Source organism: Streptomyces sp. NPDC050564 (genome assembly GCF_044457265.1).
Taxonomy (GTDB): Bacteria; Actinomycetota; Actinomycetes; order Streptomycetales; family Streptomycetaceae; genus Streptomyces.
Window position 1 is genome coordinate 1 of sequence record NZ_JBITGS010000095.1, and the last position, 9,755, is coordinate 9,755.

13 protein-coding genes and 3 pseudogenes are annotated in these 9,755 nt (G+C 69.3%); 6 read left to right on the top strand and 10 right to left on the bottom strand.

Translation table 11 applies throughout. From position 1 onward, the window contains the following. Window positions 1-40 precede the first annotated feature (40 nt). Window positions 41-379 carry an IS3 family transposase gene (locus ACIBK0_RS51325; protein WP_399097311.1) on the bottom strand — a complete coding sequence of 113 codons (339 nt, stop codon included), beginning with the start codon at window positions 377-379 and terminating at the stop codon, window positions 41-43. On the opposite strand from ACIBK0_RS51325, the gene ACIBK0_RS51330 reads away from it, so the two are divergent. Next, window positions 378-635, top strand: a complete 258-nt coding sequence (locus ACIBK0_RS51330) for a hypothetical protein (protein WP_399097314.1) — start codon at window positions 378-380, stop codon at window positions 633-635. The two genes, ACIBK0_RS51325 and ACIBK0_RS51330, sit on opposite strands and share 2 nt — an antisense overlap. A gap of 39 nt (window positions 636-674) precedes the next feature. Here ACIBK0_RS51330 and ACIBK0_RS51335 read toward each other — a convergent pair whose 3' ends face one another. From ACIBK0_RS51335 to ACIBK0_RS51360, 6 genes and pseudogenes are all read right to left on the bottom strand, one after another. Further along, window positions 675-1,223, bottom strand: a complete 549-nt coding sequence (locus ACIBK0_RS51335; protein ID WP_399097317.1) for a phosphatase PAP2 family protein — start codon at window positions 1,221-1,223, stop codon at window positions 675-677. Window positions 1,224-1,283: 60 nt separating this feature from the next. Continuing rightward, window positions 1,284-1,651: pseudogene (locus ACIBK0_RS51340) on the bottom strand (YhjD/YihY/BrkB family envelope integrity protein); the annotation flags it as partial. Then, window positions 1,615-2,001: a helix-turn-helix domain-containing protein gene (locus ACIBK0_RS51345; protein ID WP_399097320.1), complete on the bottom strand. Its 387-nt coding sequence runs from the start codon at window positions 1,999-2,001 to the stop codon at window positions 1,615-1,617. The pseudogene ACIBK0_RS51340 and the gene ACIBK0_RS51345, both read right to left, overlap by 37 nt. Beyond that, window positions 1,998-2,114: pseudogene (locus ACIBK0_RS51350) on the bottom strand (IS607 family transposase); the annotation flags it as partial. The pseudogene ACIBK0_RS51350 and the gene ACIBK0_RS51345, both read right to left, overlap by 4 nt. Before the next feature lie 173 nt (window positions 2,115-2,287). After that, window positions 2,288-2,452 carry a hypothetical protein gene (locus ACIBK0_RS51355; RefSeq protein WP_399097323.1) on the bottom strand — a complete coding sequence of 55 codons (165 nt, stop codon included), beginning with the start codon at window positions 2,450-2,452 and terminating at the stop codon, window positions 2,288-2,290. Window positions 2,453-2,815: 363 nt separating this feature from the next. Then, window positions 2,816-3,469, bottom strand: coding sequence for a type III effector protein (locus ACIBK0_RS51360; RefSeq protein WP_399097326.1), 654 nt, complete (start codon window positions 3,467-3,469; stop codon window positions 2,816-2,818). 127 nt (window positions 3,470-3,596) lie between these two features. Between ACIBK0_RS51360 and ACIBK0_RS51365 the strand changes: the two genes are divergently transcribed. From ACIBK0_RS51365 to ACIBK0_RS51375, 3 genes are all read left to right on the top strand, one after another. Continuing rightward, entirely contained in the window at window positions 3,597-4,028 is a 432-nt protein-coding gene (locus ACIBK0_RS51365; protein WP_399097329.1) for an Hsp20/alpha crystallin family protein, read from the top strand. A 104-nt stretch (window positions 4,029-4,132) separates the two neighbouring features. Next, the gene (locus ACIBK0_RS51370) at window positions 4,133-4,528 is read left to right on the top strand and encodes a DUF2267 domain-containing protein (protein ID WP_399097332.1); all 396 of its coding nucleotides are present in this window, start codon (window positions 4,133-4,135) and stop codon (window positions 4,526-4,528) included. Between the two features lie 70 nt (window positions 4,529-4,598). Beyond that, a complete protein-coding gene (locus tag ACIBK0_RS51375; RefSeq protein WP_399097335.1) occupies window positions 4,599-5,033 on the top strand; it encodes a DUF2267 domain-containing protein in 435 nt (144 codons plus the stop codon). Between the two features lie 288 nt (window positions 5,034-5,321). On the opposite strand, the gene ACIBK0_RS51380 is transcribed toward ACIBK0_RS51375, so the two are convergent. Next, window positions 5,322-5,837, bottom strand: coding sequence for a helix-turn-helix domain-containing protein (locus ACIBK0_RS51380; protein ID WP_399097338.1), 516 nt, complete (start codon window positions 5,835-5,837; stop codon window positions 5,322-5,324). A 274-nt stretch (window positions 5,838-6,111) separates the two neighbouring features. On the opposite strand from ACIBK0_RS51380, the gene ACIBK0_RS51385 reads away from it, so the two are divergent. Beyond that, window positions 6,112-6,705 (top strand): YdeI family protein, encoded by a 594-nt coding sequence (locus ACIBK0_RS51385; RefSeq protein WP_399097347.1) that lies wholly within the window; start codon window positions 6,112-6,114, stop codon window positions 6,703-6,705. A gap of 785 nt (window positions 6,706-7,490) precedes the next feature. Here ACIBK0_RS51385 and ACIBK0_RS51390 read toward each other — a convergent pair. Together ACIBK0_RS51390 and ACIBK0_RS51395 are read right to left on the bottom strand one after the other, a co-directional pair. Then, window positions 7,491-7,943 carry a hypothetical protein gene (locus ACIBK0_RS51390; protein WP_399097341.1) on the bottom strand — a complete coding sequence of 151 codons (453 nt, stop codon included), beginning with the start codon at window positions 7,941-7,943 and terminating at the stop codon, window positions 7,491-7,493. A gap of 180 nt (window positions 7,944-8,123) precedes the next feature. Next, the gene (locus ACIBK0_RS51395) at window positions 8,124-8,528 is read right to left on the bottom strand and encodes a type II toxin-antitoxin system PemK/MazF family toxin (protein ID WP_399097344.1); all 405 of its coding nucleotides are present in this window, start codon (window positions 8,526-8,528) and stop codon (window positions 8,124-8,126) included. Between the two features lie 166 nt (window positions 8,529-8,694). Between ACIBK0_RS51395 and ACIBK0_RS51400 the strand changes: the two are divergent. Continuing rightward, window positions 8,695-9,755: pseudogene (locus tag ACIBK0_RS51400) on the top strand (IS701 family transposase); the annotation flags it as partial.

The window sequence follows — 9,755 nt, forward strand, 5'->3', positions numbered from 1 at the left end:
CTGACCACAGAAGTCACGATGCTTCCGGGCAGGTGAGTGCTCACCCGCTGGCGGCTACGGCACCGAGTCTCTCCGACCCGGCAGCTCCCATTAGGGCGGGTTGACGGGGTTTCAGGTTCGTTCGTTCGGCCGTTGCCTGGTCGGCGTAGTGCTTCTCCTCGAACTCGATCGGGCTGAGGTAGCCGAGCCGCTTTTGGATGCGCCGGGAGTTGTAGAAGCCGTCGATGTACTCGAACAGTGCGAGGTTCGCCTCGGCCCGGGTGGCGAAGACGCGGCCGCGGATGCACTCCGTCTTGACGATCCCGGGCGCGTCAGGGCGCTTCGGCCGCCTGCGGGGAGGACGAGTACCCCCAACAGACCAGTTCACAGGGCCAGCCATGCTCGGCGCCCTGATGGGCACCCGGCTCGTGTCGTCTGCCGTGAAGGAGCCCCGCATCGTGATGGTTGTCGCGTGTCTACTGTTGCCGGTGGCGGCATTGCTGCTGTACGGCATGGATCGCATCGAAGAGCGGCTGCCCGGAAAGCCGCAGACCTCCCGCGATGCCCGAACCCGCCCTCTACGGCTGATCCGCGGAGGTGCCGACGACGTCGCGCACGCGCAGACAGAGCGAGACCGGCGACTGGATGCGTCCTAGCCTTGCGCGCGCGGGCAAGGCGCCCAGTGCGCCCGCGCGCTATGGCCAACGGCGCAGCAGCAGGCGTGGGGCATGCCGGGTGACCCAGGCGCTGGCCAGGCCGATCGCGGCGCCGGCGGCGACATCGCTGGGATAGTGCGCGCCGCTTTGGACCCGTTCGGCGGCCACCATCGCTGCCGGCACGGCGCAGACGGCGCCCGCCAGCGGCCATGACGGGACAACGGCGGCACTGAACGCCACCGCTGCCGCGGTATGCCCGGAAGGGAACGAGGACGAGTCGGGACGGTCGCCGACCTCGCCGTGCGGGTTCCATTCCATGGGCGGCCGGGGCCGGTCGGCCAGCTGCTTGCACGCGCCGTTGGACGCCAGCTGCGCCACCACCATCGACGCCAGGCCCGCCGCTGCGGCCTTACGGCCCCGCCAGCCGCCCAGCCATGTCATGACCGCGGCTGCGCCGCACCACAGTTTGGTGCCCTCTGCGGCCTCTTCGACCGCAGACAAGAAGCGTGTGAGGCCGGGCGAGCCCCCCGACGCCATCCGCTTGGCCAAACGGCGGTCACCGTCGCGCATTCCTGCCAGCAATCTCATGACCTACAAGTCCCCCCAGGCAGCCGGGCCAACACGCCATGATCGGGGCAGGGGTATTGGTCAGTCGTCTCCCATACGGCGCCGGTCCTGCTCCTCCCACTTCCTGGTGTCGCGCGGCTGCGTGTAGGGCTCCTCGTCCGGCGGCAGGCCGCCGGCGATCGCCTGCCCGGGGTGATCCACCGGAAGCCCTTCACCTTCGCGTTCGGACTCGCCCCGTACAGGAGCGCAATCATGACGGTGACCAGGACAACCAGGACCGGCCACTTGGCGATCGACCAGAGCGTCAACGCGGCGCTCCCCATGCCGAGGCCGGTACCGGCCTGGCGGGCCAGACCACCGGTGAAGACCACGATCAGCGCACTGATCACCGCCAGGACCAGCAAAACGACGGTCAGCTCGACCCGTACGGGAAGGATCTTCCACACCGGGAGTCGAACGCAGCCGACGCGTTCGACAGGCCAGTGTTGTACGCCTCCTTGGAGTTGTCCTCCCACCAGGCGGCGAAGCGCGGGTCGGTGTGCTTGGCCGCGTTGAACGCCTTCCGTAGCGCGGGCAGTGAGCACGGCCGCCATTCGGTCAGCGCCTCTTCGGGGATCCCATACGACTCCTCCGCGCGGCGCTGCCACCACGATGCCTCGACCCACGCGACAGCCCAGTTGTAGGCGGCACGCGCGGCCCCGCAGTGCGAGCGCAACGCCCGCTCCTGCGTGGCGTTCGCATCGAGGGCGAAGCGGTACGCCTGCACCACGAAACCCGGCTGCGGCCGGAACTTCTTCACTCGGCGGCCTCGCTCGTCGCCACGGCCACCGCGCGGGCGGCGCGGTTCTTCGCCGCCCGGTGCCCGTACAGGCGGGCGCACATCGAGGTCAGCACCTCCGTGATGTCCCGTACACCTCACTAGACGTCACGATCCAGCACTCGAACATCCCAGGGGACAACCGCCCACCGGGGAACGTCATTAGTAAAGGATTAGGTGCGGGTGGCGTCGTCCCAGAACTCGTAATCCTCCGGGCCCATCCCGGCTGGGGGCTCGACGGTCACGGGCCCCTCGGGCTGGGTCTCGCTCACGCTGCGTCCTCCAAGGCGTCGTAGCTGTCGATGTAGTCGGTGCCGTTGAGGTGGGCGGCGAGCTTGCCGACACCTCGTTCGAGCCGGTAGCGGACGGCGCGGTCGGTGACCGCCTCACGGGCCGCTATCCGGCGGTCGTCCCCGTCGAGGGCGAAGCGCATGAACAGCGTCCGCTTCTAGACCAGGGAAAGGGGGGCTGTCGCCCAGCCCGCCGGATGTCGGCGAGGTGGGCGAACAGGGTGCCGGCGGCCTTCTTGTCGACGGTCCCGCGCGGCATGTCAGCGTCCGGGGCCTGCGGGTTCGGATGCCGTAGGCAGCCTCCACCTCCCACGCGGCCGGAAGAAGGTGCTCGACGAGGCGCCGGTCGTAGCCGCTCGCACGCGGCCCCTCTCGGCTGCGTTGCAGGCCGCCTCGTAGGAGGTGTGCCGGATGCGGTACATGGCCTCGGTCTTCACGCGGTCGACGAGATCGAGGACCAGGCGGTGATAGAGCCCATCAGGCCCGCCTGCTTGCGCGCCAGCCGGTCAGTCGGGGGCGGTGCCTGTGGTCGTGGCGGAGTTCGTGAGGGTGTCGAGTCGGGCGGCGAGGTCCGGGTGGGCGGTGCTCAGATGGGGGCGGGCGGCGTTCAGCGGGGGGATGAGGGCGGTGGGGTCGTCGTGGGCGAGGGCCGCGTGGAGCTGGCTGAGTGGAAGGCGGGCGGCGGTGGGGAGGTCGGTGAGGGCGGTGATCTGGCCGGCGATACGGCGCAGGTCGGCGGCGTTGTGGCGGGCCCACACGGCGAGGGTGCGGTCGGCGGCGCGGCGTTCGCGGGTGGCCTGGACGCGCTGTTCGCCGGTGGTTCCGGCGGGGCCGGGGCTGCCTCGCAGGTAGCGGCGTTCGGCGGCCTGGCGGCTGGCGACGCCGAGGGGGTGGGCGAGGTCGGCCCAGCTGGCTCCGGCGTGGCGGGCGGTTTCGATCAGGCCGGTTTCCCAGTCGGCGAGCTGCTCGCGGACCTGCCGCAGCAGCAGGAGGGAGGCCAGGGCCTGCTCCGGGCCGGGCGCATCGGGGACGTCGCGAGTCTCGTGCTGGGCGGTGCGCAGGGCGTCGTCTATGGCGTGCAGGGCCGCGGCGGCGGCGAGGAACGAGGCCGGGCTCTGGGCGTCGGCGCTGGAAGAGGCGGGCTGGTCGGCTGCGGTCATGGGCACCTCCCTCGGGCTGTCATCCTTCTGACGACATCTTGTTTGTCATCCATTGGATGACATGTTACAACGGTTTCAGTGAAGCGCATTGGCAGCAACTGCCCGAACCTTCTGGAGGTGTTTCACCATGTTGATGCGCACCGACCCCTTCCGTGAACTCGACCGGCTGGCCCAGCAACTGATGGGCCCGGGCACCTGGTCGAAGCCGGCCGCGATGGCGATGGACGCCTACCGCGAGGGCGACGAGTACGTGGTGGCCTTCGACCTCCCCGGCGTCAGCGCGGAAGCGATCGACATCGACGTCGAACGCAACATGCTGACCGTCAGGGCCGAGCGGCGACCCGTGGCGAAGTCCGACAACGTGCAGATGGAACTCTCCGAGCGGCCGCTGGGCGTCTTCTCCCGCCAGATCGTGCTGGCCGACACCCTGGACACCGAGCACATCAAGGCCGACTACGACGCCGGGGTGCTCAACCTGCGCATCCCGATCGCCGAACGCGCCAAGCCCCGCAAGATCGCCATCGGCGGAGGATCCGACCACAAGGAGATCTCCGGCTGAGCCCGACGGTGCGGGCCGAACAGCGGCGGAGGACGGGCACCTGATCTCCCCCTCACCCCGTCCGTCCTCCGCGCCACCGGGACTGAACGAAGGGGGCGGCCGACATGACCGTGCGATGGGAAGCATTCCTCGACCAGGTGACCGAACGCGGCGAGTACGACAGCCGGCAGGAAGCAGAACGTGCGGCCCGCGTGGTGCTCGCCCTGCTGGGCGCACACCTGGTCGGCGAGGTGCGCGCCCAGCTGGCGTCGCGCCTGCCGGAAGGCTTCGCCCTGATCCTGCTCAACCCTCTGCAAAGCGCCGAACCCCTGCCACCGGAGCGGTTCGTGCGCGCGACGGCGGCCTGGATCGAGGGAGCCACCGAACAGACCGCCACCTGGGACGTCAGCGCCGTCCTCAGCACCGTCGCCGACGCGGCCGGCGAGGACCTGATGGGGCAGATCCTGCTCCAGCTCCCCGCGGGCTACGACCTGCTCTTCGGCCGCCCCCAGCCCACTTGACCACCCTGGTGTCCGCGCGCCCTGTGGGCGCCGCCACCACCGCAGAAGAAGAAAGGCAACCACCCCAGTGATGTCCGACCGGCGTGCACCGCTCCAGCACCCGTCCGTCATGACGTACGAGCAGATGCTGGAGAAGGTCCGTTACGAAGGTGCCTACCCCACCCGGGAACGGGCCGAGGAAGCCGTCCATCTGGTCCTCGCGGGACTCGGACGCCAGCTGACGGGCGACGAACGCGTCGAACTCGCCAGCCGCCTGCCCATCGAAGCCGCACGCATCCTCACCGCTCAGATCCCCGACACCCAGCCCCTCACCGGCTGGGCCTTCGTCCAGGACCTCGCCGCCCGCACCGGGGCCCCTGTGGGCCCCACCCGCTGGGACACCGGCTCCGTCCTCGGTGCCGTCGCAGCCCTGGCCGGCCCCGACCTCCTCACCCGCATCCTGCGCCAGCTCCCCTCCGGCTACCCGCTGCTGTTCGGCCGCGCCGAACTCACCCCAGCCGCATAGACGCCGCTCCCGGAGGACAGGGACCACCTCGCCGGGCAGCTCTCGTACAGCAGCCTGAGCGCGCCGGTGAGCGCGAAAGCCCCGGGCTGGTCGATGGGGTTGCGGCTGGCGCAGGTCCTGATCGCGACAAGGAGCGCAGGTCCCGGCCAGTAGGGCCGGGACCTGCTGTAGTGAGGTGGCACGGACTCGCGAGTTCATGCCGTTACCTGTTCAACGAGAGGTTTCTTCACAGCTTCTGAGCTTGTTCCTTAACCTCGTTCTCACGTTCGGTGATGCTCGCGGGGGTCTTCAAAGTTGAGCGGTGCGGAGGTGTCCGTGGGCTCGGCGGGTGGTGACGCAGCGTGTCCGCAGCCGTTGGTTGTCGGCGTTGCGGAAGCCGAACGCGTTGCGGGCGACGAGCTTGATCACGCGATTGATCCCTTCGCTCAGGCGCCACTTGCCGGTATCCACATCCCGTTCCCAGCGGGGCCGTCCGCGGCGGGTCTCGTCAATGCCCAAGACTGTGACCTGCGGCAGAGGTGCCTCGGTGACGTCGCGGGCCTGCGTGTGGAAGGCTTCCATCACGGTCGGCCAGGACAGATGCAGATCCCGTGCGGCCTGGATTACCGTGGAGCTGGCATCCCGTTTGGGGCGCCCGGCCGTATCCCGCAGCCGGGCGGTCAGCCTGGCACCGGCCGGGATCTGCGGGATCTGTTCGGTGAAGGACCGGCGAGGGCAGCCGGCCTCGCGGCACCACCAGCGGCGCTTGTGCCAGCGGAACTCCAATCCGCTCTCGCCGTAAGGGAGATCGCGCGGCCGGGTCACCGCCGAGCCCTTCACCGGGGGGCGAACACCCCGCAGGCCGGGCAGGCTCTGGCTGTCTCGTCGGCCATGACCAGGTGAACTCGGCGCCTTCCGTCGGCCAGCCGCTCAACCCGCGCGACGGACACCCCGTCGAGGTCGAGCAGCAACGTCGTATCGTTGACCAAGCCCGTGGCTCCAGCGTGATCGTTCTGCGTCGAGAACAGAGATGATCACGCAGGCCCACGGGCATCCCGCATCCGGGGCCGCGCCCGAATGCGGCACGACAATCGGCCGGGTGTGGTTCGCTGCTGGGGTGACTCAGGACTTGGAGATCGTCGCATTCGAATCCGCCGAGGCATTCCAGGCATGGCTCGGCGAGAACCATGCCGTCTCGCCCGGCATCTGGCTCAAGCTTCGCAAGAAGGGCCCCGGAATCGTCGCGCTGGACTACACCCAGGCACTCGACGCGGCACTCTGCTACGGCTGGATCGACGGCCAGAAGGCCAAGTTCGACGACCAGTGGTGGCTCCAGCGGTTCACCCCGCGCAAGCCGCGCAGCAAGTGGTCCAAGGTCAACCGGGACAAGGTGGCCGCCCTGATCGAGCAGGGCCGGATGCATCCGCCGGGGCAGGCCGAGGTCGACCGCGCCAAGGCAGACGGCCGCTGGGAGGCGGCCTACGACGGCGCGAAGACCGCCACGGTGCCGGACGACCTCACGGCGGCCCTGACCGCCCACCCGGCCGCGGCGGAGTTCTTCGAGACACTGGACCGGCAGAACCGCTACGCGATCCTGTACCGGGTCCAAGACGCCAAGAGGGCCGAGACCCGGGCGCGCCGGATCGAGAAGTACGTCGCAATGCTGGCGAAGGGCGAGAGGCTGCACCCGTAGTCAAGGAGAGGGACCGTGGCCGTGTGGTGCCCTGGATCGAAGACCCGGGATGCGTCGAAGAGCGCGGGCGGTATGGGCGGGTACGGTTCGGCGTCGAAGCGGTGGCGGTTGGGGTTCCAGTCGTCGACGACCCGCTCCAGGTCCGTGTCGTGGATGTGGCACAGCAGGCCGATCGCGTCGTCGACCCGCCTTCCACCAGACCGTCGATGCTGTTGTCGGCGACTACGGTCCAGTCGGCTGCCTCGAGGCCCAGGTGGGCAATGTGGACCTGGGTGCCGGTCAGGACGGCGGTCACGGCGCTGGGATGGGTGGGGTGGGTGTCGAGGCGAACGTGGGCGTCGATGGGGGGAGGCACGTTGGGGTGTCGTCTCTTCTGCCGGTTGCCGGGCCGTCGGGTCCGGCCACCGGCGTGTGCGGCGTGCTATCGGGTTGCTCGCGCGGTGCGGCCGGTGTACGCGGCCGTCGTGGTTGGCGGGCCGGCACGGGCAGTGGGCGCCGGTCGCGGCCGCGGTGTCGGGACCGTTCCGGTGGCGTGCTGCCAGCGGGTGCGGACGGCGCCGATGCCGCCGAGGGAGCGGCAGGCGCCGACGACGAGCGGTCCAGTTCGGTGCGGGGGCCCGGGCCCAGGGGGCCCATTCCGGAGGCTCAACTCGGGCGAACCGGCCCGCGATCCGGCTCATCAGACCCTCGAAGGCCTCTTGCCAGCGGGCAGGCACTACGCTGGCGTACGATGCCGTCGCGTGATCATTGGTTGTCCACACAACTCCTAATGATCAACGGCGGCCTCACCTGCTCGGACGCCACCTGAACCAGTAGTCCATCCCTTCGACCCGGTAGCGACCGCCGGCATCGAACCGCATCTCACCCACAAGCCGCCGCGCGTCGTCTGGCGGCTGACGGTGGGGTGCAAGCAGCACCTCCAGTTCGTCGTAGCGGGCATCGATCCCGCCGTGGCCCGGGTGGCTCTCCGGCCCGAGTGTCCCTGCCTCATAACGCTCATTCCATCTGACGAAGATCGCCCACTGCTCGCGTTCCAGCCCCAGCACAGCGGCGCTCGTGGGCCAGACGCGGTACTCGTCGGCCTTGTCGCCGAAGTATTGGTCGTAGCCGTCGAAGTAATGGGGCTTGCCGTCGATGTCAGCGAGGCCGACACGAGGTCCGTCGTACCACTCCAACTCGACGTACACACGCTCGAAGCCGTCCGCGATCAACTGCGCTTCGTCCCAGGTCTCAGCCACACGCGGAGGCTACCGACGAGCGACCTTCACATCCATGATCCCGAACTACGGCTGGAGTATTAGTACTCCAGCCGTAGATCGTGATCTCGATGGTGAGGGGCGTCGAGGCGGCAGGTGTCCAGCGTGGATCATCTCGCCCGAGATCGCCCATGCCGTCGCGGGCGTCGGCTCCTTCTCCGTCTACCCGAGTTCACCGCGACGGAGGGCGTCCCTTATCTCGCTGAGCTTCGCGGTCGTTGCCGGGGGCCGCTCCTGTGCTTGTTCAGCGAGTCGGAGGGCATCGTCGATCTCGCTGAGCTTCCTGGAGGACAGGACGGCCGCCCGCTCTATCAGGTCGTCCCGGGACACGGTGGTCAGCCACGTGCACGGGGTGAAGCCTGGACGCGGGAACGCGAGCCGCAGCACGCCTTCGAGCGGCAGCCCTTCACCGGCGCCGACCGTCACTTCGATGCCCAGACCGCTGATGTCGAGGCCCGCCGGAGCGACGACCTGCATCACCTGGAACCCGGACGCGTCGTCTCCTGACAGCAGTACGACCAACCTCCGCTCGTCGAACTGGACCCACCAGACTTCGCCACGTTGCACAAGCCCTCCGATACACAGGACGGCAGGCAGACGCTGCGCGACCTGACGCGGTGTGGAGACGGGTGCGGCCACCGTTGATCATCGGTGTGTGAAGACAAACGATCATGCGGTGGCCGCAGGTCACAGCGTAGACCCTGCCTGCTGGCAGGAGGCGTTCGAGGGCCTGATGAGCCGGATAGCGGGACGCTTCACACGGGTCGAATCCCGACGCCGGGCCCGGAAGTTGGTACTCGGCCTGTTGTCGGACCTGCCGCGCAAGAACTGCTGGACCATCGCCGAGTGGGCCGGGGACAGGACCCCGGACGGCATGCAGCACCTGCTCGGGAGGGCGAAGTGGGATGCCGACCAGGTCCGCGACGAGGTGGGTGACTACGTGGTGGAGCATCTGCACGACGACGAGGCGGTGCTGGTGGTCGACGAGACCGGCGACGTGAAGAAAGGCACCGACACCGTTGGAGTCCAGCGGCAGTACACCGGCACCGCGGGGGCTCGGAGAGAATTTACCTGCGGGCTCTGGGACTTGACCTCCCAGGTCAACGCGCTGCCCGCCCGCATGTTGTTCTCCTGCGGGCCCCGGGCAGGATCGAGAACGCCCAGGTCGCCGTCTACCTGGTCTACGCCGGCCGCCGCGGGCACGCCGCAGTGGACCGGGAACTCTATGTTCCGCGTTCCTGGACCTCCGATCCCGACCGCTGCCGGGCCGCCGGCCTCGGTGACAATACGGAGTTCGCGACCAAGCCGGAGCTGGCCGCTCGCATGGTCACCCGATTCCTCGACGCCGGCCATCGGGCCGCCTAGGTCGCGGGAGACGAGGTCTACGGCGGCAACCCGAAGCTGCGCACCGCGCTGGAGGAACGCGGCACCGGCTACGTCCTCGCGGTGGCCTGCTCGCACGAAGTCACCACAGGCGCCGGGAGGTTTCGCGCCGACATGTTGGCCAGGAAGGTGCCCAAGAGGGCCTGGCAGAAGCTGTCCGCAGGGGCCGGAGCCAAGGGCCCCCGCTTCTACGACTGGGCCGTCATCGACCTCACCGATCCCCGGCCCGGGAGCCGGCAGCTGCTGATCCGCCGCAACCGCAGCACCGGCGAACGTGCCTACTACCGCTGCTACTCGCCTGCCGCAGTGCCGCTGACCACCCTGGTGCGCGTCGCTGGATCAAGGTGGCGGGTCGAGGAGTTTTTCCAGTCCGGCAAGGGCCTGGCGGCCCTGGACGAGCACCAGGTCCGC

Bases quoted from the DNA above. Each gene is read 5' to 3' on its own strand.
- ACIBK0_RS51375 (WP_399097335.1), top strand. From the start codon at position 4,599: ATGTCCGACCGGCGTGCACCGCTCCAGCACCCGTCCGTCATGACGTAC.
- ACIBK0_RS51335 (WP_399097317.1), bottom strand. From the start codon at position 1,223: ATGAGATTGCTGGCAGGAATGCGCGACGGTGACCGCCGTTTGGCCAAG.
- ACIBK0_RS51360 (WP_399097326.1), bottom strand. From the start codon at position 3,469: ATGACCGCAGCCGACCAGCCCGCCTCTTCCAGCGCCGACGCCCAGAGC.
- ACIBK0_RS51355 (WP_399097323.1), bottom strand. From the start codon at position 2,452: ATGCGCTTCGCCCTCGACGGGGACGACCGCCGGATAGCGGCCCGTGAG.
- ACIBK0_RS51325 (WP_399097311.1), bottom strand. From the start codon at position 379: ATGGCTGGCCCTGTGAACTGGTCTGTTGGGGGTACTCGTCCTCCCCGC.
- ACIBK0_RS51330 (WP_399097314.1), top strand. From the start codon at position 378: ATGCTCGGCGCCCTGATGGGCACCCGGCTCGTGTCGTCTGCCGTGAAG.
- ACIBK0_RS51370 (WP_399097332.1), top strand. From the start codon at position 4,133: ATGACCGTGCGATGGGAAGCATTCCTCGACCAGGTGACCGAACGCGGC.
- ACIBK0_RS51365 (WP_399097329.1), top strand. From the start codon at position 3,597: ATGTTGATGCGCACCGACCCCTTCCGTGAACTCGACCGGCTGGCCCAG.